Origin of the sequence: Methylophaga sp. UBA2689 (assembly GCA_002354555.1) — a bacterium.
Classification (GTDB): Bacteria; Pseudomonadota; Gammaproteobacteria; order Nitrosococcales; family Methylophagaceae; genus Methylophaga.
In genome coordinates this window covers 1-23,662 of the sequence record DELT01000104.1, presented here as the reverse complement: position 1 = coordinate 23,662, position 23,662 = coordinate 1, and the positions used below count along the sequence as shown (strand labels likewise).

Below are 23,662 nucleotides of genomic sequence, written 5' to 3'. Positions count from 1 at the left end.
CGCAGGTCGACACTGTCATAAAACGCGTTTGGTCCGTTATGTGTGACAAACTGTTCAATACTCAGGGTATCGGGATAATAAACCTCAACTTCAAGCTGATAGTGCTTTTTAGCCTGCTGCATTAAATCATAAGTTTCTTTGGGCAGTCGACCGGTATCCAAAGTGAAGATACCGATTTGCGGTGCAAATTTGGCAATCAAATCCATTAAAACCATATCTTCAGCGCCATAACTGGTCGCCAAGACTGCAGGACTATAATCAGCTGCGATCTGTTCCAGCAACTGCTTTACAGCATCAATTTTCAGTTGAAGCTTTTCATTAATTTCTGTCATTTTGAATTACTTTTTCATTCGTTTAGTTTGTTAAAGCAAACATTTGATCCCAACCAATAACAAAATGATTGCCAGCAACGGCCGTAAAATCTTATCTGAGATTCTTACTCCCAGATGTGAGCCAATATAAATGCCTGGTAACGATCCCATCAGCAAGTAAGATAATAACGACCAATCCACCGTACCCACTGCAGAATGTCCTAATCCTGCCACTGCCGTTAAAGGAACCGCATGTGCGATATCGGTTGCCACAATTTCAACACCACGCATCCGTGGATAAAGAAACAATAAAACTACCGCTCCCAAAGCGCCCGCACCTACCGATGATAATGTCACCATCACTCCTAACAAAGCGCCGATAATGACGGTTGCCGGTGCCTTCAAGGCTTCATCCTGTCGTAAACGATACAGATAATTCACTAAAGGATGCCCCTGACGTGCTTTCATGATCCCAGCCAGCCAGTTTTTCAGCAGTAATGCACTGGACGTTAAAATTAAAGCGATGCCCAGAGCAACCGTTATCAGATCATTGTGCTTACCTTCATGAACACCGGTTGTACTCAGAAACCATAGTGTCAGCAATGTGGCCGGTAGACTCCCTGCGGCAAGCCGCCAGACTACGCGCCAATGCACCACGCCATGCCGCCAATAAGCCCAGATACCACCTGCTTTGGTTACCGCCGCAAACAATAAATCTGTCCCTACAGCGATTGCAGGTTGAATACCAAACCCAAAAATCAGAATGGGGGTCATCAATGATCCGCCACCCACGCCTGTCATCCCGACCATAATGCCTACGCCCAGGCCTGCCAGCAAATAACCCCATTCCATTAATAAATTGACCTTTACCCTGCTTTGTAGGCAGCAAGTTTACCAGTTGGCGATATTCAATCAATGAATATTATTTTCTATCTATATAACTTAAAAGCATATAAAGAAATCCATGCCATTTGAACCGAGAGTCAATCTTTAACATAGCCTTAACGTCAATTGACTGACACTGCTAATTGTTCACATTTCTTTCACGGTGTATAGACGAAGCTCTAACTCCAACTCCACTCTGGGATGAGAGGCTGAAGATGACAACTTATCGAATTTTGTTAGTTATAACAGCAGCATGTTCTGCTTTAATAACAGCTTTTTTTATTAATCCTGCCGATTCAAACCGGGTGTTTGAGCCTGCACAGATTATTTTTCCACCTGCTTTAATTCAAGCTCCGGAAACCTCTGATAATGACATTATTGAAAACGCTGAGCCACTCACTTTGGCTATAAAAGTGTGTTTTCAAAATAAATGCGAATACCTGGCACAGTCTGAGATGCAAAATATTTTAACCCGGGATGGTGAATCTATGGTTGAAAGTGAACAGTATCAAACAACTGTGCCTTTCCAGCTTCCTCAGCAAGGTGTTCCAATCATTGAAATGTAAAACGTAACACGCCATAACTAGTCTTTTATCACTAAAAACTTATATATTTACCCTTACTAATAATAATTACGGATATAGCGGATGAAGTTGCAACAATTAAAATATGTTCGCGAAGTGGCTCGTCGTGGCCTCAGTATATCGGCAGCGGCTCAGGCACTGCATGCTTCTCAGCCAGGTGTAAGTAATCAGATTCAGTTACTGGAAGATGAGCTGGGGCTGTTAATATTCGAACGACATGGCAAACGTTTATCGGCTGTCACACCGCTGGGAGAATCCGTTATTGCCATGGCTGAACGGGTATTACAGGAAGTTGATAATTTACGTGAACAGGCGGCTGACAGTCGTCATGAAAAAAAAGGGACACTTTCAATCGGCACTACGCACACTCAGGCACGTTATGCTCTACCAAAAGCTATTAAGGCCTTTTCAGAACAATATCCCGATGTGCACTTAAATATGGTGCAAGGTACCCCACCTGAAGTCGCTGAAATGGCGGCCACCGGTAAAGTTGATCTAGCGATAGCAACCGAGGGCTTATCTAAATTTGATAATCTGGCAATTTTGCCCTGCTACGAGTGGAATCGCACCGTGATAACGCCACCGGGACATCCGCTTTTGAATGAAAAAAAACTCACTCTTGAAGCTATTTCACAATATCCAATACTGACCTACGTAATGGGCTTTACCGGTCGCGCGCAACAGGATCAGTCTTTTATTGAACGAGGTCTTAAACCTAACGTTATCTTTACCGCTACAGATGCTGATGTTATTAAAACCTACGTAGAACTGGGGCTTGGTATTGGCATTATAGCCAGCATGGCATTTGATCCAGCAAAAGATGCTCCTTTACAGGCATTGGATGCCAGTGGTTTATTTAAACCAAGTACAACCCATATGGGAATTCGTAAAGGCAGTTATCTTCGCGGTTACAGTTATGCTTTTATTGAGTTTTTTGCTCCCCATCTGCAACGCTCAACTATTCAGAATGCGATTGCATTGTGAATTTTTCCCTTTAGCATTTCGGAAGGTAATGGTAGTTTAATCGGGCTAAATTTTGGCATTACAAATGAAATATAAGAAGGAAATATAATGAAAGCTGTATTAAAAGTCCTGGTAACAGGCTTATTCCTGTTACCTGCGCTGGTATTTGCTCATGGCGCTTCACGTCTGCAAGTCGAAGAAACAGTATTGATTGATGCTGATGCTGAAACTGTGTGGAACATGGTTAAAGATTTCGACAGTCTGCACAAATGGCACCCGGCGATTATTTCAACTAAGGCAGAAGGTGGGAATGAACCTGGTGCGACACGCGTTTTAACACTTAAAAACGATTCAACCATCACTGAAACATTGAAAAAATTTGACGAAGAATCAATGAGCTTTATGTATCAGATTGATGAAATGAGTTCTGTTGGACAGGTTGATATTGAAGGCGAAATGCATGATATCCCTGCCGTACCAGTCAGCAAATACAAAGCGTGGCTAACGGTTGAAGCTGAAGGCGATCAAACGAAAGTTACCTGGCTAGCGAAATTTTTCCGTGGCTATACTGGTAACCACCATGAGCCAAAAGAGCTAAATGACGAAACGGCAACCAATGCCATCCAAGGTATCTTCCGTTCAGGTCTGGACACATTGAAAGCTAAAAGTGAAAAATAAGTTATCAACGACCTAAACACTAAGGCGTCCTTGGACGCCTTTTTTGTATCTGTCCAACGAACAAAGGTGGGAAAATGCCACTTTTTTCTGTATATTTCACCTACTTGCTAATACAAGCCTCGGGGTGGTCGAAAGGCCTGAGATTCACCAGTTGGTGGAGACCCGATGAACCTGATCCAGATAATACTGGCGTAGGGACAGGCGGCAACCCCTTCTTGCTAGTTCAATGCAAATGGTGTGATCCCCTGTCCTTTTTATGAAATTAAAAAGGATAGTTATGAAACCCTCCCTGCTTTCCATCGCAGTCACCAGCGCGCTATTTGCTCCCGGCGCAGTTGCACAAACCGAAAACGACAGCACTGATTTACCGTCAATGCTAGTCAGTGCCGACTTCCGTCCAGCGGAAGCTCAGGACATCCCGGTCAGTCTGACAACGTTTGATGAGGAAATCATTGAATCCCGTGGCGCTCAACATATTGAAGATGTGCTGAATCTGGCTCCGAATGTGAATCTTTCCAGTGGTGCGTCTCGTGGTCAATTCTTTCAGATCCGCGGTATTGGTGAACGCAGTCAATTTGCTGCACCTTTAAATCCATCTGTGGGTTTAATTATTGATGGTATTGATTTCAGCCGCACTGGTGGTGCCGCGACATTATTTGATATTGAACAGGTTGAAGTGCTGCGAGGTCCACAGGGAACCCGTTATGGCACCAATGCACTTGCTGGCGTAATCAATATGCAAAGCAAACAGGCCACCAACGAACTGGATATGGATTTTGAATCTACAGTTGGTAATTACAATACCCGTAGCGTTGGTGTTGCAGTTGGTGGGCCATTAATAAAAGATACCTTACTGGGCCGTGTTGCTGTCCATACCTATCAATCCGACGGGTTTATGGATAACGATTTTCTGGGTCGTGACAATACACAAAATCGTGATGAGATCACGGCACGCAGTCATTTAAAGTGGTTAGTGAATAATGATTTAACCATTGACCTGAATCTGCTGCATCTCAATATTGATAATGGTTATGATGCTTTCACGTTGGATAACAGCCGGAATAGTCTTGCGGATTTTCCAGGTGAAGATAAGCAACATACCAATGCTTTTGCATTGAAATCTGATTGGCAAATTAATCGGGCAATGTCGATGGAATCGGCATTAACCTACAGTAAATCAGATATTACCTATAGTTATGATGCTGATTGGAACAATGCTGCAGCCAATGCTGACTTCTTCAATTCATTAACACCTGCACAGCAAGCAAACTGTACTGATAACGATTTCGATAATGACGCTTTCTGTCCATATGATGCGTCAGAAACGTTTAATCGCAGCCGGGAAAACTATTCATTTGAAACTCGATTATTATCAGATGAAGCGGGACGAATTTTTAATGGAACAACGGACTGGGTAATCGGTGCTTACTTCCTGTCACAGGATGAAGATCTGGATCTGATTTCCGACTTTGGCAATTTACAGAACAATTACCAAACTTATAACACAGCATTGTTTGGTCAATTGGATACCGCGTTAACCGACAGACTGACATTAATTTCTGGCTTACGCGTCGAGCGCTTTGAAGCGGATTATGAAGACTCCAATGGATTGGATCTGGATCCTAGTGAAACGTTGTTTGGTGGGAAGCTGGGCTTAAATTATCAGCTCACTAATAACCACATGGTGTTTACTTCATTATCTCGGGGCTATAAATCAGGCGGCGTGAATAATAATGATGATTTGCCAAACAGCAAGCGTGAGTTTGATACAGAGTACATGTGGAATCTGGAAGTAGGTTTGAAATCACTTTGGCTTGAGGGAGATTTAACCACTAACATAACTGCTTTTTATGCTCTTCGACGTGATGCCCAAGTCAAAAGCTCTATCCCAGTAGGTGTTGAATTCGAAGACTCGCTTGATAATGCCGCGCGAGGCAAAAATATTGGTATAGAAGCTGATATGGACTGGTTAGTAAATGATCAATTCAGAATTTTTGCTGCACTGGGTTTGCTGAGTGCTACATTTGATGAGTATGAAAATCCAGAACTTGAAGCAGAGGGATTTAACGTAGAGGGCCGACGCCAGGCCCATGCTCCTGCTTACCAGTTTACTCTGGGCAGTGAAGTCTATTTGAATCCAAACTGGACTTTGCGCGCCAATATTGAAGGTAAAGACGAGTTCTATTTTTCCAATAGCCATGATGCCAAATCCGGCTCTTATGCTATCACTAATGCCAGTTTGCAATATCAACAACAGAACTGGAAATTTACACTGTGGGGCCGTAACTTATTTGATAAAGACTATTACACACGTGGCTTTTTCTTTGGTAACGATCCACGTGATAACTATACGGAAAAAACGTATAAGCAATATGGCGACCCACGTACTTTTGGCATGACCGTCTCATACGACTATTAATTAACAGGGGTGCTGTAGCACCCCTCCTTTCTTAAGGAAACTATCATGCGAATTTCTGTAGATATCAGCCTTTATCCGCTGACTGAACAATTTGTTGAACCAATTCTGGCGTTTATTGCCAAGTTGGAAAACAACCCGAAATTAATCGTGCATCGTAATACATTGAGCACGCAGATATTTGGCGAGTACCGTGATGTAATGGATGCGATGGACAGTGAAATTGAAGCCGTGTTTGCCCAGATGCCGCATAGCGTTTTTGTATTGAAACTGATCGGTAATGATCGTCATCAAGTCGAAGATTGATGTCTGAATCAGCTTGGTGGGATATTACGCTAGCTGGACTGGCGTCCATGAGTGGCTGGGAAGTATTTGCAGCTCTTCTCGGCATTGGCTATATCCTGTTTGCTGCCCGAGAATCACAATGGTGCTGGCCATTAGCGTTTATCAGTACCATTATTTACACCATCCTGTTTTGGGAAAACCAGTTACCGATGCAGGCACTGCTCAACCTGTATTACATCGGTATGGCGGTCTATGGCTTTATTCTCTGGCATCGTCATGAAAATCAGACTGCAGAACTGAATATTCACAGCTGGCCATGGCAATATCATCTGATCTTTATTGCCACTGGTGGATTTCTAAGTTTAGTGTTTGGCTATTACCTGTCGGCACATGCCACCCAATATCCGTATCTGGATGTATTTGTGATGGTATTTTCGGTGATGAATACTTTATTGATGGCACGTAAAGTGTTGGAAAACTGGTTATATTGGCAGGTTATCAACAGTTCAGCGATTGTGCTTTATGCACTGACGGGTTTTTACGCCACTATCGTGATGTTCAGTATTTATTTGTTTCTCGCTATGGCTGGGTATTTCAAATGGCGTAAGTTATTAGCATCCCAACCCCAGACTTGAACTGCTTAACCAAACCGTTCGGGATGGTTGAGCCAGGAATTCAAATCTGTCTCACCTAAAACATTCATCAAAAATAGTAATAGTCGATATGGCAGCCGAACATCCGTCAGATCAGGGATGACCTGATTATTCTGATAATCAGCAGCAAACTGTTCTGCCTGTGATTGATCCAGCAAATATTCAAGCAACACAAATTCTAACGTTCTTGGACCATAAACAATCGCATCCAGATCAACCAATGCAGAAAGCTTACCTTGCTGCATCAGAAACTGATCCCAACGCAAATCGGGCATGATTGGCACAAACGTGTTTTCAGAAAGTTGTTCGGCCTGCTTCAACGCCTGTTGTAAAACAGTTTGCTCAATCGAATCAGCTTGTTGCTGCAAGGTCTTTTTCAGCCGCAGCGGCCAATCTATTGCAGTAAATTCTGGTTGTTGCAGACTTCCCCATTGGGGACGCTGCTGTTGATGCATCAAACCGAGATGGTTAGCCAATGATTTAATCGTTAAAGGTGTTATAGCTGATGGTTCCACATCATCACCTGGCAACCACCGAGCCAACAAAAACTGCGCTTGCATCGAATTAATTAATGATGGAATGGCCAAAGGACTAATAGAGGAAATACGTTGGTATACTTCTGCAATATTTCCCAAAGATGCCGGAAAATTGATGGAAAACAGGCTATTCATACCTTGCCAGAAAGCCGACTGATCGATATTGGCATGATCACACAACTTCAAAACCATCGGTCCATCGACAGTTTCACAAAACCACAGTTGATGGCTGCTATCGCTAAACTGGGCGGGTATTCTGCTTGCCGGTTTTTGCAGTACCGGCAAGCCTCGTTGCTGCTGTTGTGAAAGCGATGGGTAGTTTACCAAGGCAATACTTCACCATTCATATGCCAGAAAGTGCCTGTGTTCTCGATAGTTAACTCTGTCATCCGATCCAGCAAGCCTTTTGCTGATTCATCCGCATCAATCAAGCCGCCATGACCAGTCATATCCGTTCTGACCCAGCCCGGATGCAAAATAGCCACAGCAATACCTTTGGGTTTTAAATCAACAGATAACGATTTGCCTGCGGCATTTACTGCAGCTTTGGACATGCGATACGCATAACTGCCACCGGAGTCATTATCAGCGATAGATCCCATCCGGCTGGTAATAATGCCTACCTTACTACCCTGGGACATATGTTCCACTAACGCCTGGGTGGTTAACAAAGGACCAAGACTATTGACTTCAAACATGCTCTTAAAACTATCAATGGCATTGGAGTCAATATCATTAAGCCCAAGACCTGCCGCAATACCGGCATTATTAATCAACCAGTCGATCTTACGGTCGCCGAGTTTTTCCGAGAGTGCTTTAAGGCTGATTGGATCGCTGACTTCAACATCTTCAATAATCTCTACATCCAGTTCAGTTAAAGCTGGAGAGCGATGGCGACATGTCGCAATCACATCAAAGCCACGTTCTTTTAATTGCCGGCATAACTCAAGCCCGATACCTCGATTGCTACCGGTGACCAGTGCGGTTTGTGACATATCCTGCTCCTTAATTGTGCTTATGAAGGTTTTTCATTGTAGTCGTTGAGGGTGACAACACAACGCCTGCTTCGGTGACAATAGCGTTTATCAGCTCTGCCGGTATGACATCAAAGGCCGGATTCGATACCTGTACCCCATCCGGCGCAATTTGCTGGTTGGCAATATGAGTCACTTCCCTTGATGGGCGTTGCTCGATTTCGATTTGTTTTCCGGTTTCAGTTTGCCAATCAATGGTTGATAAAGGTGCTACTACCATAAATTTTACCTGGTGGTATTTTGCTAATACGGCTAATGAGTAAGTACCGATTTTATTAGCCACATCCCCATTGGCAGCAATTCGATCTGCACCAACAATAACCCAATTGATCTTACCAGAAGCCATTAATGAGGCCGCAGTGACATCTGCCTGCAAAGTCGCCGGAATTTTGCCCTGCATTAATTCCCAGGCGGTTAAGCGCGCACCTTGCAACCAAGGACGCGTTTCATCGACATAGACATGTTTTATTTTGCCATCTGAATAGCCCTGACTTATTACACCTAATGCTGTCCCCACCCCGCCAGTCGCCAGTGCACCAGCATTGCAATGGGTTAAGACCATACTGTCTGCAGCAATCAAATCCGCTCCCAGTTTCCCCATGGTCTGGTTGTCCGCAATATCCTGCTGATGAATGTGGATAGCTGCTTCCAATAATGCCGTTTCTGGAGAATAGGTTTCCGGCAAGTTTAGATAAATGGCTGTCATTTGTTCGATTGCCCAAGACAGATTCACCGCTGTAGGACGCGATTCTGCCAGTTTGGCCAAAGGCTCATACATTGCCTGTTTCCAGTTTACACCCGCCTTGTTCCAAGCCTCCCGGGCGGCTAAAACCACGGCATAAGCAGCCGTTATGCCAATTGCCGGGGCGCCCCTCACGACCATTTCACGAATGGCAACACTGACCTCACTTGCATGCTCATAATTTAGCCAGATTTGCTGCGTTGGAAGTAAACGCTGATCCAGCAAATGCAGCTGTTGGTCATGCCACTTGATGGGTCGAATCATTTCACTGGTGCTTTGCACTGTGTTCTCCTGCTATTGGCGGTTATAATCGGACGCTATGGAAAACGTCGATCTGATCATTAATGCCCGCTGGTGTCTGCCGATGACGGCAGAACAACTAATTCTCGAAAATCATTCTGTTGTCATCAATGAGGGCAATATTGTAGCGCTATTACCGCAAACTCAGGCGGCACAGCTTTATCAAGCTACTCAGACACAGGATATGGATGAACATTGCGTGATGCCTGGATTAATTAATAATCATGGCCATACCGCTATGACATTATTCCGCGGTTTAGCTGATGATTTACCGCTGATGACCTGGCTTAATAACCATATCTGGCCCGCTGAACAGCAGTTTGTTGGTGACGCTTTTGTAGAAGCCGGCTCTGCTCTGGCTATCGCCGAAATGATCCGTGGTGGTACCACCTGTTTCAGTGATATGTACTTCTTTCCCGAAGCAACTGCCCGAGTAGTCGATAGCAGCGGTATTCGCGCCAGCCTCGGAATGGTCGTAATTGAGTTTCCAACAAACTGGGCAAGAGATGTAAATGAGTACTTACATAAAGGCCAGGCCCTACATGATAAGTATAGACATCATCCGCGTATTACCACCAACTATGCACCTCATGCCCCGTACACCGTTTCAGACCAAACACTGCAAGCCATCATCATTAATGCCGAAGAACTGGATTTACCAATACAGATGCATATTCATGAGACCGCTGCTGAGGTATCAGACAGTGTAGCCCAGTATGGCAAACGTCCATTGGCAAGGCTTAGAGATTTAGGACTGCTTTCACCACGTTTGATTGCGGTACATATGACGCAGCTGACAGAAGAAGAAATGGACTGGTGTGCCGAAGCGGGTGTTCACATCGCGCATTGTCCAGAGTCTAATTTAAAATTGGCCAGTGGTTTCACACCAATCGCCGAACTCATCAAGCGTGGTGTCAATGTTAGCATCGGCACTGATGGTGCGGCATCGAATAACGATCTGGATATGTTTGCCGAAATGCATCAGGCCGCGATGTTAGCAAAAGGTGTGGCAGGTGATCCCAGTGTGGTGCCTGCATACCAGGCGTTACAGATGGCCACCATTAATGCTGCTAAATCACTGGGCATTGATTCCATCACCGGTTCACTTGAAATAGGTAAAGCCGCCGATATCATTGCTATTGATTTGAGTGATATTGAAACGCAGCCATTTTATGATTTGCCGTCACAATTGGTTTATGCCACTGGACGCGATAAGGTTTCCGATGTCTGGGTGGCAGGCAAACAATTGTTGAAACAACATCAATTGACCACGATGAACACACAGCATATCACTGCTCAAGCTCAACAATGGGCAACAAAAATAAGGTCTGTCTCATGACAAAACATAACGTCGATCCAGCTGAAGTCGCTAAATTCGATGCACTGGCATCAAGCTGGTGGGATCCGGAAGGTCAATCCAAACCGCTGCATGAAATCAATCCGCTGCGACTCGCGTTTATTAATGAAAGAACCCGGTTGGAAAATGCCAAGGCCCTAGACGTAGGTTGTGGTGGCGGTATTCTCACTGAAGCACTGGTCAAAAGCGGTGCAGAAACTGTTGGCATAGATATGGGCGAAATGCCTCTCAATGTTGCCAAACTGCATGCACTGGAAGCTGGGCTGAAAATCAAATACGAACTGACAACTGCAGAAGCCATGGCGGAAAAACATCCGGATGAATTTGATGTCGTGACCTGCATGGAAATGCTGGAACATGTGCCCGACCCACAGGCGATTATTAATGCCTGTGCGTCAATGGCAAAACCGGGTGGTGATGTGTTTTTCTCCACCTTGAATCGCAATCCAAAAGCCTATCTGTTAGCCATTGTCGGTGCCGAATATATTGCTAAAATGCTACCCAAAGGCACACATGATTATGCACGATTTATTCGCCCGGCAGAACTGGCCCGTTGCTGTCGAGAAGCTGGTCTGCATGTCTATGACATCACCGGCATCAGCTACAATCCACTGACCCGTCGTTATAAACTCAGCAGAGATGTTGATGTTAATTACCTTGTTCATTGTCGACGGATCTGATGTTTATTTCTCCCTTTAATGTTGTGCTGTTTGATTTGGATGGCACATTAGTCGATACGGCACCTGATCTTGGCTATGCGTTAAATACGCTATTAGAGCAAGAGGGTCATCAACCACTGGATCATGCACGAATTCGACCTGTGGCCAGCCATGGTAGTGCTGGTTTGTTAAAGCTGGGATTTGGCATTGAAAAAGAAGACCCTGTTTATCCGGCTCTGCAACAACGCTTTTTAAGTCTGTATGCAGGAAATATCGCCCGCGAATCCGCTTTATTTATCGGCATGCAACAAGTGCTTGAGAGTCTTGCAGCCAATGATATTCGTTGGGGAGTTGTCACCAATAAACCTTCCTTCCTGACAATTCCACTGATGGAAGCATTGCAATTAACCGAATCAGCCGCATGCATTGTTAGCGCCGATACCACACCCTATAGCAAGCCGCATCCAGCGCCAATGTTACATGCCTGTGAACTGCTGGATGCCAAACCTGTGGACTGTATTTATATCGGCGATGCAGAACGTGATATTCAGGCAGCACATAATGCCCAAATGCGTTCCGTCGTCGCTTTATATGGCTATATTTCCGAAACTGATGACCCGGAATCCTGGCAGGCTGACTGTCTGATTAATCACCCACATGAGATTTTACAATGGATTTAAGTCCCGAGTTTTTTCTGCAACACCAGGACTTATTGATCGTTTTGCTGGTTGGTATTTTGCTGGGCATTGTTATCGGTCTGTTTATTCGCAGTGGCAAAATTCGCACACTGGAAAAAAACAATGCTGAGCTGGATCTGACATTGCAGCTGGAACAAAAAAACAAACGGCAAATGGATGAGCTTCTATCGCAAACCCGTGAGCAATTAGCCAATACCTTTAATCAACTTTCCAATGAAGCATTAACGCGAAATAACACCAGCTTTTTGCGACTGGCTGAAGAAAATCTGAAACGTTTCCAAAGTGAAGCAAAAGCGGATTTGGGATCGAAAGAAAAAGCCATTGAGCAAATGCTTAAACCAATCAATGAAGCATTGCAGCAGACCAGCAAGCAGATTCAGGAAATTGAAAAAGATCGCAAGGAAGCTTATGGCAGTCTGACCTCAACCATAACTCAAATGAATTTAAGTCAACAACAGTTGCAACAGGAAACACAAAATCTGGTACAGGCACTGCGCCGCCCGGAAGTCCGCGGCCAATGGGGAGAAATGACTCTAAAACGTTTGGCAGAGCTGAGTGGCATGGTGGCGCATTGTGACTTTTACGAGCAGACACATACGGCCACTGAAACAGGTAGTATCCGCCCCGATATGATTGTTCGCTTACCGGAAAAACGCGAAATTATCGTCGATGCCAAAACACCTCTGGATGCTTATTTATCCGCCATTCAGGCCAAAGATGATACGACCCGAAAACTTGAATTAAAACGTCACGCTCAAATCATTCGCGGCCGGATTAAGGAATTGTCCCGCAAAAATTACTGGGCTGAATATTCGCAGTCTCCCGAATTTGTTGTGTTATTTATTCCTGGCGAACAATTCCTCTCCGCTGCACTGGAAGTGGATCCGGCCTTATTGGAAGACAGCATGAGCCAGAATATTATTCTGGCCACACCCACCAACTTTATCGCCCTGTTAAGAGCCGTTTCCTATGGCTGGAAACAACAGGCTTTGGCAGAAAATGCTGAAATTATTCGCGAATTAGGAGAAACGCTTTATAAAAGGCTTTCTACCTTCGGCAACCATCTAAGTAAACTCGGAAATAGCCTGGGCAGTAGTGTGAATCACTTCAATAGCGCGGTTGGCTCTCTGGAGCGTCAGGTCTTACCGGGTGCACGAAAATTTACTGAAATGGGCATCAGCAGTAAAAATGAAATCACAGAATTACCTCCCATAGAACAAATGCCCCGGCACATTCAAAACCTTAGCGATGAGGAGTAAATCCGAGCTTGAAAATGCGTATGCTTTTTGTCTCAACATGGCGACATCGCATTACGAGAACTTTCCGGTGGCATCAATTTTATTGCCCAAAAAGTTACGTCGCCCAATTGCTGCAATTTATGCATTTGCCCGTTCAGCCGATGATTTTGCTGATGAAGGTGATATGTCGCAAGCTGAAAGTCTCGCCAGGCTGAATGAATACAGTGTCCTGTTGCGCCTAATTGAAACCGGGGAATATACCGGTGACGATCCGATTTTTATTGCTTTACAGAACACTATTCAGTTGTTTTCTTTACCGGTCCAATTACTTGAAGATCTCTTGATTGCCTTTCGACAAGATGTTGTGAAATCGCGTTATGCCAACTTTGAGGAAGTGCTTGATTATTGTCATTATTCTGCCAATCCAGTAGGTCGGTTAGTTCTACATCTTGAGGGCTCTCCCAATCAATCACAGCTTGAGCAATCGGATGCAATATGCACGGCATTACAGTTAATTAATTTTTATCAGGATATTGAGCAGGATTATCTTGAAAAAAACCGTATTTACTTACCGCAAGATTATCTTAAAGCAGCCGGCATTGATGATTCACAACTTCTTGCCGGAGATACGCAAAAATTATCCGTGGTTCTCCGCCCTCTTTATCAATATACGTTGCAATTGATGCAAGAAGGGTATCAGCTTGGTATGACATTAACCGGTCTGCTCGGCTGGGAGATTCGCGCCATGACATTGGGCGGTATAGAGACGCTATCACTGTTAATCCGGCAATCTGACCATGCACTTCTTAGCCGGCCACGATTAAGCAAATCACAACATCTTATGCTGCTAACAAACGCCTTATCAAAGCATCGATACCATGCCCTTGCGAGCAAATTACTACAGGAAAAGCATCTCCATCGTTAACAACAGAAATGCCTACCAGTTTTAGAATATCGTCAAATAAATGCTAGGTCAGATCTTAAATCCATATCAATCGCAGGCGCATCAGCGGCTTAATAATAAAGGTCGGTGGAAATCATCAATTATCAGTCCGTAAGGAATAAATGTGCCCGCAAAATATGCTCCCCTCTAATCAAATATTTACTGTTTTTCAAACTGTTGCTTCCGCTGGATACAACCAGTTTTCAAGCATCTGCTCAAGATGTTGAGGCTTTACCAAAACAAATTGAAGCGCTTCAACAGTAACTCAAACAAGCCGAGCGCGAACTTTCTGACGCTGAAATAGATCGCAATTCGGATGAATCTTGATTACCAATAAGCTAATGATTTATTTACTTTATGAGTCAGGGCTTAGTTGAATCGGGTTATAAAGTTCGTCAACGCTCAAAAGCTAGTTGGAGAGAAACAGGGCTAACATTGTTTCGTCGAAACCTGAGGTGATTCAAGGCGGCAGATAGTAATTATTCAGCGAACGATAAATACCGAAATATGCTCGTGCTCCGCCAGATGGCTGGCATTGGCATGGAACAGATGATTCATGAAACCCGGAACATGTGATGCCATGACAACCAGGTCAGCACCGACTTCATCACCGACTTTTTCAAGCGCCCGATCCAGTTCTGCCACTGGATCATTGCAGGTCACGGCTTTTGATTCCATCGGATAGCCACATTGTTCAGTGTGTGACTGGGTGAACTGCTCCAGGTGCTGTGCGAACTCCTCCGGATTATGAGCAACGCTGCTCGGTGCAGAACTGACTACCCCAACTAGTATGACTTTAGATTGGTATAACTTACCAATATCAGCAGCAGTTCTGATTGCTTTTTCCAGGGTGGCGGCATGTTCCAGATCAACCGGTACCATAATAGTTGAATACATGATTTTATCTCCTGCTCTGTCATTGATAATCAAAGTAAAATTAAATTCCATCTTTAGTTTTGCTTTGACACCAAGCTAAGGTTTAAAAGAGACTTTGTCCAATAAGACATTATCTATTTAGATAATTGATCATGTTCAGAAAGTCCCTTGCTCCAATAATAAATGGGGCAGGCTCCGGCCTCTGAACCCTAGCAAGAAATGCAACAACGCGATGACTGCCTCAGATTTTGTCCTTCGAATGCCCCCTTTTCAAACAACCTACATCACGTGATTCCGACGATAAAAAGCTAAAGCGACTCTTTAATTTGGCGCGGATGATGACGCAAGAATTATGCTCTTTCAAAGCTACAGCCATTTGCACAGTTCAAGCTCGCTACTGTAGAGTTGACTGCAATACACAGCTGTTTACAAAGTAAGTTTGTGCTCAACCATTAGCCAACAGATAAGATTCGATAAATGACCATACTCAATCACCGTAACCTTGTACGACAAGAATTAAATTCACAATCGTCACTAAAAAAATGGGCTCATGTCCCCTTTTTGAGTCTTCTGCTTCTCACATCAGGATCTGCTTTTGCTGCTAGTGAGGCAGAACTCAAAGAGCGTATTCAACAGCTTGAAGCGGAATTAAATTTGGTCAATGCTGAACTTGAAAGCATTCAAACCGAAAATAAAGATTTGGCGGAAACCAATGCGAAGCTCAACGAAGCTGACGCGCCAATTAAGATTGGCAACTGGACAGTAGGCGGTGCTATTCGAGCCATGTACACAGTAGGTGATTACCAAGCAAACGATAGCGGCGCACCGGGTCGGGCCTGGGAAGATGATGGTAATGTTGGTCTGGATACCCTGCGTGTAAACTTAGATTATAACAACGGACCTTACTCAGCGAAAATCGAGTACCGTTGGTACGATGGCTATAATTTCTTACATACTGGTTGGGTGGGTTACAGCCCTGATGACAATAGTCAGATTCAGCTGGGCGTCAATCGCGCACCTTTTGGTCCAGGTGCATATGGTGTCTCACAGGCCTGGTTGTTCGACCAACACTACTATCTTGGCCTGTCGGATGATATGGACTTGGGGATTAAATACAGTACGCAACTTGGTAAATGGGCGTGGGATGTGGCCTATTACTCCAGTGATGAAGGACATTATGCTGGTGCCAGTCGTGATAGCGCCCGCTACTCCTATGATGTCGTTGATGAGTCTGGTGGTGGTTATGAAGAACGCAATCAAATCAATGTTCGGGGTATATATTCATTCAACAGTAGTGATGACAGCTCAACTGACCTAGGTTTCTCGCTTCAAGCAGGTGAACTGAAAAGCCGCGGGGAACAATCCGACGGTGACCACTACGCCGCCTCGGTTCATATGGTTAATCAATGGGGTAACCTTAAGCTAGCTACACAACTAACACGCTACGAATTTGATGTCGATGTTGGCCAGGCACTGGGTACAGATGATCTGGTGCAATTTGGTGCCTATGACTTCCCAAGTACAGCGGCTGCCAAAGGGTGGATACCTGCAGTTTCTCTAAGCTATTACCAACCTACCGATAACATTTCTTGGCTGGACTACGTGCTACCTTATCTGGAATACAGTTCCATCGTGAAAGATAAGGGTGGATTCAATGACAGTGAAATGATCGTTGCCGGTGTGGCTCTAGCTCGAGGTGGTTGGTACATTTACAACGAAGTGGGCTTTTCAAACGGCAATGAGTTTGTCGGTGGTGATGCAGCCTTTGGCGATCGCCTCGGAGCCAATGCCGACGACGAGTGGCAGACTCGTTTCCTGATCAATTTTGGCTATTACTTCTAAGCGCGAACGTCTTAGATCAGCATCGCCAGCAGGCGGTGCTGAATTCTTATAGTGTGCTTACACTTATACAAAAAACTCTTTAATAAAAGGATAGCAACGTGAGTAGTCAATCCGATAACTCCGCTGAACCTCAATCAGCAGGTGTACGCGCACCCAATGGCGCAACCAATTTAATAGATACCGATTATCAGATTGGACAAGATAACTACCGAGCCAAACATTTCGGAATCACTGTTGATCTTCATGGTGTCGTTTTTATCTTCTCGGCAATTGTTGTGTTGGCTTTTGTGTTCCTATCACTGGCCTTACCAGAACAATCCACTACGATCTTTGAGGCCAGTAAAAACTGGATCAATACCAACATGACATGGTTTTTCCTGTTGTCTGCCAATATATTCGTAGTTTTATGTCTGGGCTTGATTATTTCACCACTGGGTAGTATTCGCATCGGCGGGGTTGAAGCCAAACCAGACTTTTCTCGGCTTTCCTGGTTTTCTATGCTGTTTGCAGCTGGCATGGGTATTGGACTAGTGTTCTACGGCGTATCGGAACCGCTATCTCACTATAACAGCGCTTTTGGCGGTACCAGCGTGGGCGCTGATGGTCTGAGAACCGATTGGGCACCACTCGGTGGTGCAGCCGGCGACCCTGAGGCTGCTCGGCAGTTGGGTATGGCCGCCACTATTTTTCACTGGGGTCTGCATCCATGGGCTATTTATGCCATTGTGGCGCTATCACTGGCGATTTTTTCATTCAATAAAGGCTTACCACTCACGGTACGTTCTATCTTCTACCCTATATTGGGAGAGAGAATTTGGGGCTGGCCTGGTCACCTTATCGATATTTTGGCGGTGTTTGCCACACTCTTCGGTCTGGCAACCTCATTGGGGCTTGGCGCGCAACAAGCGGCTTCGGGGTTAGATTATCTGTTTGGCATAGGCGATGGAAACGTAGTGCTGGTTCTACTAATCGCAGCCATCACCGCAGTCGCTATTGTTTCAATTTTGGCCGGTGTCGACAAAGGTGTAAAACGGCTATCAGAAATTAACATGGTACTGGCATTTGTACTGCTCATGTTTGTGGTTTTTGTTGGTCCCACCTTGCTTATTTTTTCAAACTTTTTTTCTAACTTAAGCAGCTATTTAACTGAACTTCCTGCATTATCGAATCCCTTTGGTCGAGAAGACGCTAACTTCAGCCAAGGCTGGACGACATTCTACTGGGCATGGTGGATCAGCTGGTCGCCTTTTGTGGGCATGTTTATTGCCCGAGTGAGTCGTGGTCGTACAGTACGCGACTTTTTAACCTCGGTGCTATTGATTCCATCTATCGTCTCGGTTTTCTGGATGACCGCATTCGGCACAAATGCGATCACGCAACTGCAATCTGGCTTTGAAGGTGTAGTGTCAGCAGATCTGCCACTAAAACTTTTTGTGATGCTGGAACAGCTTCCTCTTGCAGAGATCACGTCGTTTATTGGCATAATCCTGGTCATTGTGTTCTTTATCACTTCTTCAGACTCCGGCTCTTTGGTTATCGATACCATTACCGCCGGTGGCAAAATCGACGCACCTAAACCACAGCGTGTATTCTGGGGCGTTATCGAAGGCGCTATCGCTGTCGCCTTGCTGCTGGGGGGGGGACTCGCTGCTCTGCAAGCGGCAGCCATCTCTGCAGGTCTTCCTTTCACAATCGTGCTACTGGTAGGTTGTTATGCCATTGTTCGCGGCTTAATGACCGAGCCCAGGTAGCCTGACCCATTCACTCCCACAATTGACCAATTGCCGTTGTGGGAGAGTAATGCCTGGCCACCTGAGCTAAAAACAGCTCAGCCGTGGCCATGGCATCTACCTTGGCATGGTGAGCTGAATAAGTTGGCAAACCATACCGCTGGCGGCTATTATCGAGTCGAATCGACACCGGTTGTAAGCCCAACGCTTCTTTCAACTGGTGTTTCCAACCTCTGCGTTCCCAACGCGCTTCGATTGCCATCGTATCAATTAATGGGAACAAACAATGCTCGCCCCATAATTTTCGGCAGGCCAAGTCCAGAAAAGGCCGCTCTATGTGTTGGTAATGAACAACCACTATACAACCACTCAATCGTCCCAGCAGTTCATCTAGCACCCTTTCCAACGGCGGTGCAGAAGCTACCTGAGAGTGAGTAATACGATGAAAGGCAATAGACTCTTCAGACAAGATACACTTCGGCTTCACCACCTGATAATAACCATCTGATGGTCGAATACTTCGTAAGGTGAAAGGCACTAGACCGAAGCTGACTATTTCGTTTTCCCTTGGGTCTAATCCGGTAGTTTCAAAATCCAGAGCCACAAACGACACTTCTGAAAGCGGCACCTCCGGGTCCATCAACGGCATTTGATAAAAGCGTTGTAGTGTAGGATTCGTACAAGCTTTCGCCTGCTGCGCTTGATAACGCTGCCACTCATCAATCACACTCTGTTGCGATCGTTTTTTAAACATTCACTATGCCGAGTATGGGTAACGATAAGGAAGAAAATTCTGTGCATTATTGACCACCTGGAAAGCCTCTTTCAAATTGTGACGCTCTGCTGTGTCAATATTTTCTGGTTCAATAGCATTGTCTATCGCCTGATCATTTCGTAGTTCAAACGCTTGATGACGCATGCGTACTAAAGCAATAAACTCCAGCGCATACTGCAGTTTATCGACCTGGCCAACAGGTAAAATGTTTGCATGCTCAATATCCCGCAAACGTTCAGCGCTGTTCTGAGCTTTCGAACCAACCGCTAACGCATGCACACGAATCACATCCGTTATAGGAGCCAAACCTCGCCCCTTTATATTAATCACCTTGTGCTGACGACCATCGGTTTCCATCACAAAGGTACGAAAGAAACCCAAAGGTGGTCTTCGATTCGAGGCATTACGGGCCATTGCACCCAAAAAGCGTGGATTATAACGCGCTTTGGTTGCAATCATATCTTGCAGGTTTTCCACTAAATATTCTTCGCCATACACAGCATCCAGATCGAAAAAAATACAGCTGTGTAAAAGCCGTTGAGGATCGGGGTCAGCAATCCACTCATCGAAATAGCGTCTCCATTGCGCGAGGGGCTGCCGCCATTGTTCATTGGTGGCCATAATGCCGCCTTTACAGTATTCGTAGCCACAGGCATCCAAACCATCGCTGACTTTTTTCGCCAACATTTTAAAATATTCATCGTGATGCTGCGGATCGAAACTATCATGCAAAACAAGCGCATTATCCTGATCCGTTATTACCGATTGCTCGTGGCGAGCCAGAGAACCATGCACCATAAAACAATAAGGTATAGGCGCTGGGCCTAACTCATCTTCAGCCAGCTCGATCAAACGCCGCATCAGGCTACGGCCTATACTGGACATAGCGTCGCCAATCATCTTTGCGTTAGAGCCAGCTTCTACCAGGCGTATGAAAGCGGCGCGTATTTCTGGAATCAACCGTGACAAATCACGCACAGAGTTCCGGCTAAAAATATTACTGGCCAAATACAGGCTGCTGTTGGTTTCGTAACGAACGATATCAGACAGATGTAAAACACCAACCGGGCGACGACGATGCAGCACAGGCAACCGCTGAATATGATTACGCAACATCGTCAACATGGCTTCATTGACAGATTCATCAGACTGAATAGTAATTAAGCGGCCATCACTAAGTTGACCTACCGGCCTATCAGTTTTAACTCCGGCAGCAACAACCTGAGACCTTAAATCTTCATCGGTAACCATGCCTTTCAGCCGCCAGAGTCCGCCCTCATCACCTCTAAAGACGCCATCACTGTCTTCCTCGTCTGCGGGCTCAATTAAAAGTACTGAAGAAACCACATTTTCAGTCATCAGGCGAGCGGCCTCCTGAATCGACACTGTGATTTCCACCATCAGGGGCAAACGACTGATCAACTTTCGTACCCGAGTCGTCATCAAGTCATTTTCACGCAGACTCTCGTCTACCGTGCTTTTCAAACGCGAACCAGACAGCTCAACAAAATCGGCAAAGCTATCATTGTCACATAGACGATCAAAAATAGTCTTGGGGATTAGATAAAGCAAGGTATCTTCAATGGCCTTAACCGGAAAGCGGACCTTACCTTGTCGCAAAAGACCAAATTGACCAAAAATATCTCCTTCTTCCAAACGGTTATAGAGTTCACCATTATAGTGATAAGTCTCGACAGCGCCGCTTCGAATATATGAGAGTGCGTGGATAGGTTGCCCCCGTTCGAGGATTATTGAGTCTGCCTTAAAATAGGTAATCTCAATATTGCCCACGACATCATCTAACAACTCATCCAGCAACTTATCAAATGGGGGATGTTGACTCAGGTGATCGCGTATTTCTCGAAGTTCTGCTTCCATGGAAATCTCTAATAAACAGTGGTAATGGTCGATTACCCACAGCGACCTGCAAACTATGAGTATTGGTCAAGTAAATCAGGTCGCGGCTTAGTAGAAAAACCTGAACCTATACCCGCAGGGTGGGCGATAAACCGTCACTATGTTGTTGAGGCCTAAATTAGCTATGATAGACGATCATTTAGCTAATTACAGTATGATTTGCTTCAACAAAATTAACAGCAATTTAACAATGCCACCTGCGGCTCGACTATTGTTGACACGAGATGAATGAGCTGTTTACAAAAACCGTAGCAGTGCTGACAGCCATCAATAAAGAAAACTTAAGACCAGCCTTTGACTATTATTGGCTTTGACATTAACTACGTAAGTACATTTATTGCTCAACTACCGCTTTCGCGAATACTTGTTAACCAGCTGCTGAAATATCTGGAAAACCATAAATGGAACCCCACTCTTTGAAGCTTTAGCCTTTTGCCAAATAAAATGAAAAATTGTTATTGGTTGTAATAAAGTTCAATACCTTCAATATTTTGACTGTTCGAAAATCCCTTTTATGCTAACGTCACAAATACCTACCACACTGACTCTGGAATCCTTTTGAACCTGATCTATTTATTTGCCTCTCTGGTCTTTTTATTACTTTGTGTTTCCTTTCTAAGCTTATCAAGTAAAGAGATATGGTGGGTTCGTGCACATGATTTTCCGCGAATGCAATATCTTGTATTGGCGCTATTATTGTTAATCGGCGAAGTTCTTTTCCTGGATTATTCAAATATAAGTTTCTGGCTGCTTGTATTACCAACATTGTTTGTTGTTGGCTATCAATCATGGTGGATAGTGCCTTACACAAGGTTTTATCCGAGAGAAGTACGTCAGACTGCTTATCTGGACTCTGAAAACAGTATAAAAATCATGACAGCAAATGTACTGATGACGAACAGGAAAGCTGAAAAACTTATTAAACTGGTTAAGGAAAATAATCCAGATATTTTAGTCACTCTAGAAACAGATCACTGGTGGCAAACACAACTCAAATCAATTGAAAATGATTACCCTTATCGGATGAGCTGCCCTCAGGAAAACCTCTATGGTATGCATGTTTATTCCAGGTACCAGTTATCAGAATCTACAACTGAATTTTTGGTGGAAGACGATATTCCATCCATGCATACACTGTTAACCTTGCCATCCGGACAAAATATTCGTATCCATTTTCTGCATCCTGCTCCCCCTAGTCCTACGGAAAATGAAGAGTCCTCTGAACGAGATGCTGAACTCATTATGATTGCCAAAAGCGTAGCGGATGCAGATATTCCGGTGATAGTTACCGGGGATCTTAATGATGTTGCCTGGTCACCCTCCACACGATTATTTCGTAAGTTAAGTAAATTACTGGATCCCAGGATAGGCAGAGGCATGTTTAATACATTTCATGCTGAGTATTGGTTTATGCGCTGGCCTCTTGATCATCTATTCCATAGCAAAGAATTTAAACTATATGATATTCGAAGACTGCCAGCATTTGGTTCTGATCATTTTGCCCTATTAACACAATTGATTTTTACCCAATCACAGCATAATGATTCGGCTTCAGGGTTAGATGCTGATCATGAAGATAAATCACTAGCCAGAGAAAAGATGAACTCAGAGCAAGTAAATGAAACTGAAGTACCTAGGCCTCGTTGAACACTAAGATTATTTTTTACATGCTAACTAGATTAATACCGCTGGCCTACGACGATTATAATCCCTTAGATATAGAGAAAGCTGTCTCGTTTTAGACAAGATTATTTGTAAAAATCCTGTCAGTTATTCTCATAGATTTGATGTTCGCTATTCTGCTGCCGCGACACTTGAACATCTCTGTTCATCGTAAGCCGCTAATGCAGGAGCAATCATTAGTGTTCGGTGACCTACAATGATGAAGTGCAACATCCCTATATCTCACATTTCGGACGCTTTTAGCGTCCAAAATGCACCCGGCGTTTTTGTTATTTACAAGGAAGTAAAGCATATCGGTTTTACAGGAGCAAAAATCAACCACTTCGTTCAATTAGGTCACTCTTTCTAAACTGCAAATAATAAAAAAGGCCACTCTGACGAAGTAGTTTGTGATTTGAGCTACTTTAACTGAGCCCAATGATGTGAGTGTATGCAGGAGCAATTAGCGGCCACTTGGATTGTTCACATGCCCAGGTGAGGTCATTGTAAAATGGATAGACAAAAAAATACCCGGACCTCTATGAGGACCGGGTATTTTTTTGTATTAAAGCCTGGCA

At 44.5% G+C, this 23,662-nt stretch carries 22 protein-coding genes and 1 riboswitch; of the genes, 14 read left to right on the top strand and 8 right to left on the bottom strand.

The features are described 5' to 3' along the window. Together B3M51_RS13550 and B3M51_RS13545 are read right to left on the bottom strand one after the other, a co-directional pair. On the bottom strand, positions 1-332 hold a 332-nt coding region (locus B3M51_RS13550), incomplete at its 3' end, for a phosphoadenosine phosphosulfate reductase family protein (RefSeq protein WP_292759921.1). A gap of 30 nt (positions 333-362) precedes the next feature. Then, a complete protein-coding gene (locus B3M51_RS13545) occupies positions 363-1,163 on the bottom strand; it encodes a sulfite exporter TauE/SafE family protein (protein WP_292481584.1) in 801 nt (266 codons plus the stop codon). A 176-nt stretch (positions 1,164-1,339) separates the two neighbouring features. Here B3M51_RS13545 and B3M51_RS13540 point away from each other — a divergent pair, with 176 nt between their 5' ends. The 6 genes from B3M51_RS13540 to pnuC all read left to right on the top strand — a co-directional run bounded on the left by B3M51_RS13540 (position 1,340) and on the right by pnuC (position 6,757). Beyond that, on the top strand, positions 1,340-1,762 hold the full coding sequence (locus tag B3M51_RS13540) for a hypothetical protein (RefSeq protein ID WP_292481586.1): 423 nt from the start codon (positions 1,340-1,342) through the stop codon (positions 1,760-1,762). An 81-nt stretch (positions 1,763-1,843) separates the two neighbouring features. After that, positions 1,844-2,764 carry an HTH-type transcriptional regulator CysB gene (cysB, locus tag B3M51_RS13535; RefSeq protein WP_292481588.1) on the top strand — a complete coding sequence of 307 codons (921 nt, stop codon included), beginning with the start codon at positions 1,844-1,846 and terminating at the stop codon, positions 2,762-2,764. 87 nt (positions 2,765-2,851) lie between these two features. Then, complete coding sequence (locus B3M51_RS13530; RefSeq protein ID WP_292481590.1) at positions 2,852-3,421, top strand: SRPBCC family protein; 570 nt, start codon at positions 2,852-2,854, stop codon at positions 3,419-3,421. A gap of 110 nt (positions 3,422-3,531) precedes the next feature. Continuing rightward, positions 3,532-3,637: riboswitch (TPP riboswitch) on the top strand. Positions 3,638-3,698: 61 nt separating this feature from the next. Next, positions 3,699-5,840: a TonB-dependent receptor gene (locus B3M51_RS13525; RefSeq protein ID WP_292759918.1), complete on the top strand. Its 2,142-nt coding sequence runs from the start codon at positions 3,699-3,701 to the stop codon at positions 5,838-5,840. A 45-nt stretch (positions 5,841-5,885) separates the two neighbouring features. After that, entirely contained in the window at positions 5,886-6,143 is a 258-nt protein-coding gene (locus tag B3M51_RS13520; RefSeq protein WP_292759916.1) for a YkoF family thiamine/hydroxymethylpyrimidine-binding protein, read from the top strand. After that, positions 6,143-6,757: a nicotinamide riboside transporter PnuC gene (gene pnuC, locus B3M51_RS13515; RefSeq protein ID WP_292759914.1), complete on the top strand. Its 615-nt coding sequence runs from the start codon at positions 6,143-6,145 to the stop codon at positions 6,755-6,757. The genes B3M51_RS13520 and pnuC overlap by 1 nt, the downstream gene beginning before the upstream one ends. Positions 6,758-6,762: 5 nt before the next feature. Here the strand turns inward: pnuC and B3M51_RS13510 are convergent, their stop codons facing one another. From B3M51_RS13510 to mtnA, 3 genes are read right to left on the bottom strand one after another with little or no spacing between them, the layout of a single operon-like run. Next, positions 6,763-7,638, bottom strand: a complete 876-nt coding sequence (locus tag B3M51_RS13510; protein WP_292759912.1) for a phosphotransferase — start codon at positions 7,636-7,638, stop codon at positions 6,763-6,765. Continuing rightward, the gene (locus B3M51_RS13505) at positions 7,632-8,306 is read right to left on the bottom strand and encodes an SDR family oxidoreductase (protein ID WP_292759911.1); all 675 of its coding nucleotides are present in this window, start codon (positions 8,304-8,306) and stop codon (positions 7,632-7,634) included. Before B3M51_RS13505 ends, B3M51_RS13510 begins: the two co-directional genes overlap by 7 nt. 10 nt (positions 8,307-8,316) lie before the next feature. Continuing rightward, positions 8,317-9,369, bottom strand: coding sequence for an S-methyl-5-thioribose-1-phosphate isomerase (mtnA, locus tag B3M51_RS13500; protein ID WP_292759909.1), 1,053 nt, complete (start codon positions 9,367-9,369; stop codon positions 8,317-8,319). A gap of 37 nt (positions 9,370-9,406) precedes the next feature. Between mtnA and B3M51_RS13495 the strand changes: the two genes are divergently transcribed. Genes B3M51_RS13495 through hpnC form a run of 5 tightly spaced genes read left to right on the top strand, consistent with a single transcriptional unit; the run spans position 9,407 to position 14,264 of the window. Continuing rightward, entirely contained in the window at positions 9,407-10,726 is a 1,320-nt protein-coding gene (locus B3M51_RS13495; RefSeq protein WP_292759907.1) for a TRZ/ATZ family hydrolase, read from the top strand. Continuing rightward, complete coding sequence (gene ubiG / locus B3M51_RS13490; protein WP_292759905.1) at positions 10,723-11,424, top strand: bifunctional 2-polyprenyl-6-hydroxyphenol methylase/3-demethylubiquinol 3-O-methyltransferase UbiG; 702 nt, start codon at positions 10,723-10,725, stop codon at positions 11,422-11,424. The genes B3M51_RS13495 and ubiG overlap by 4 nt, the downstream gene beginning before the upstream one ends. Next, entirely contained in the window at positions 11,424-12,083 is a 660-nt protein-coding gene (locus B3M51_RS13485) for an HAD family hydrolase (RefSeq protein ID WP_292759902.1), read from the top strand. Before ubiG ends, B3M51_RS13485 begins: the two co-directional genes overlap by 1 nt. Continuing rightward, positions 12,074-13,360: a DNA recombination protein RmuC gene (gene rmuC / locus B3M51_RS13480; protein ID WP_292759901.1), complete on the top strand. Its 1,287-nt coding sequence runs from the start codon at positions 12,074-12,076 to the stop codon at positions 13,358-13,360. The genes B3M51_RS13485 and rmuC overlap by 10 nt, the downstream gene beginning before the upstream one ends. Next, positions 13,350-14,264: a squalene synthase HpnC gene (gene hpnC / locus B3M51_RS13475; RefSeq protein WP_292759899.1), complete on the top strand. Its 915-nt coding sequence runs from the start codon at positions 13,350-13,352 to the stop codon at positions 14,262-14,264. Before rmuC ends, hpnC begins: the two co-directional genes overlap by 11 nt. A 501-nt stretch (positions 14,265-14,765) precedes the next feature. Here the strand turns inward: hpnC and B3M51_RS13470 are convergent. Then, complete coding sequence (locus tag B3M51_RS13470; RefSeq protein ID WP_292759897.1) at positions 14,766-15,179, bottom strand: universal stress protein; 414 nt, start codon at positions 15,177-15,179, stop codon at positions 14,766-14,768. A 456-nt stretch (positions 15,180-15,635) separates the two neighbouring features. Between B3M51_RS13470 and B3M51_RS13465 the strand changes: the two genes are divergently transcribed. Beyond that, positions 15,636-17,000 (top strand): hypothetical protein, encoded by a 1,365-nt coding sequence (locus B3M51_RS13465; protein WP_292759895.1) that lies wholly within the window; start codon positions 15,636-15,638, stop codon positions 16,998-17,000. Positions 17,001-17,098: 98 nt separating this feature from the next. Further along, positions 17,099-18,751 carry a BCCT family transporter gene (locus B3M51_RS13460; RefSeq protein ID WP_292759893.1) on the top strand — a complete coding sequence of 551 codons (1,653 nt, stop codon included), beginning with the start codon at positions 17,099-17,101 and terminating at the stop codon, positions 18,749-18,751. Between the two features lie 10 nt (positions 18,752-18,761). Here the strand turns inward: B3M51_RS13460 and B3M51_RS13455 are convergent, their stop codons facing one another. Together B3M51_RS13455 and B3M51_RS13450 are read right to left on the bottom strand one after the other, a co-directional pair. Next, on the bottom strand, positions 18,762-19,484 hold the full coding sequence (locus tag B3M51_RS13455; RefSeq protein WP_292759891.1) for a 3'-5' exonuclease: 723 nt from the start codon (positions 19,482-19,484) through the stop codon (positions 18,762-18,764). Between the two features lie 3 nt (positions 19,485-19,487). After that, positions 19,488-21,383 (bottom strand): DUF294 nucleotidyltransferase-like domain-containing protein, encoded by a 1,896-nt coding sequence (locus B3M51_RS13450; RefSeq protein ID WP_292759889.1) that lies wholly within the window; start codon positions 21,381-21,383, stop codon positions 19,488-19,490. A 597-nt stretch (positions 21,384-21,980) separates the two neighbouring features. Between B3M51_RS13450 and B3M51_RS13445 the strand changes: the two genes are divergently transcribed. Then, the gene (locus tag B3M51_RS13445; RefSeq protein WP_292759887.1) at positions 21,981-23,069 is read left to right on the top strand and encodes an endonuclease/exonuclease/phosphatase family protein; all 1,089 of its coding nucleotides are present in this window, start codon (positions 21,981-21,983) and stop codon (positions 23,067-23,069) included. Positions 23,070-23,662 lie beyond the last annotated feature (593 nt).

What these genes read in the sequence shown, in the direction of transcription:
- B3M51_RS13545 (WP_292481584.1), bottom strand. Translation starts at nt 1,163, where the DNA reads ATGGAATGGGGTTATTTGCTGGCAGGCCTGGGCGTAGGCATTATGGTC.
- cysB (WP_292481588.1), top strand. Translation starts at nt 1,844, where the DNA reads ATGAAGTTGCAACAATTAAAATATGTTCGCGAAGTGGCTCGTCGTGGC.
- B3M51_RS13530 (WP_292481590.1), top strand. Translation starts at nt 2,852, where the DNA reads ATGAAAGCTGTATTAAAAGTCCTGGTAACAGGCTTATTCCTGTTACCT.
- B3M51_RS13525 (WP_292759918.1), top strand. Translation starts at nt 3,699, where the DNA reads ATGAAACCCTCCCTGCTTTCCATCGCAGTCACCAGCGCGCTATTTGCT.
- B3M51_RS13520 (WP_292759916.1), top strand. Translation starts at nt 5,886, where the DNA reads ATGCGAATTTCTGTAGATATCAGCCTTTATCCGCTGACTGAACAATTT.
- pnuC (WP_292759914.1), top strand. Translation starts at nt 6,143, where the DNA reads ATGTCTGAATCAGCTTGGTGGGATATTACGCTAGCTGGACTGGCGTCC.
- B3M51_RS13505 (WP_292759911.1), bottom strand. Translation starts at nt 8,306, where the DNA reads ATGTCACAAACCGCACTGGTCACCGGTAGCAATCGAGGTATCGGGCTT.
- B3M51_RS13495 (WP_292759907.1), top strand. Translation starts at nt 9,407, where the DNA reads ATGGAAAACGTCGATCTGATCATTAATGCCCGCTGGTGTCTGCCGATG.
- ubiG (WP_292759905.1), top strand. Translation starts at nt 10,723, where the DNA reads ATGACAAAACATAACGTCGATCCAGCTGAAGTCGCTAAATTCGATGCA.
- B3M51_RS13485 (WP_292759902.1), top strand. Translation starts at nt 11,424, where the DNA reads ATGTTTATTTCTCCCTTTAATGTTGTGCTGTTTGATTTGGATGGCACA.
- rmuC (WP_292759901.1), top strand. Translation starts at nt 12,074, where the DNA reads ATGGATTTAAGTCCCGAGTTTTTTCTGCAACACCAGGACTTATTGATC.
- hpnC (WP_292759899.1), top strand. Translation starts at nt 13,350, where the DNA reads ATGAGGAGTAAATCCGAGCTTGAAAATGCGTATGCTTTTTGTCTCAAC.
- B3M51_RS13470 (WP_292759897.1), bottom strand. Translation starts at nt 15,179, where the DNA reads ATGTATTCAACTATTATGGTACCGGTTGATCTGGAACATGCCGCCACC.
- B3M51_RS13465 (WP_292759895.1), top strand. Translation starts at nt 15,636, where the DNA reads ATGACCATACTCAATCACCGTAACCTTGTACGACAAGAATTAAATTCA.
- B3M51_RS13455 (WP_292759891.1), bottom strand. Translation starts at nt 19,484, where the DNA reads ATGTTTAAAAAACGATCGCAACAGAGTGTGATTGATGAGTGGCAGCGT.
- B3M51_RS13450 (WP_292759889.1), bottom strand. Translation starts at nt 21,383, where the DNA reads ATGGAAGCAGAACTTCGAGAAATACGCGATCACCTGAGTCAACATCCC.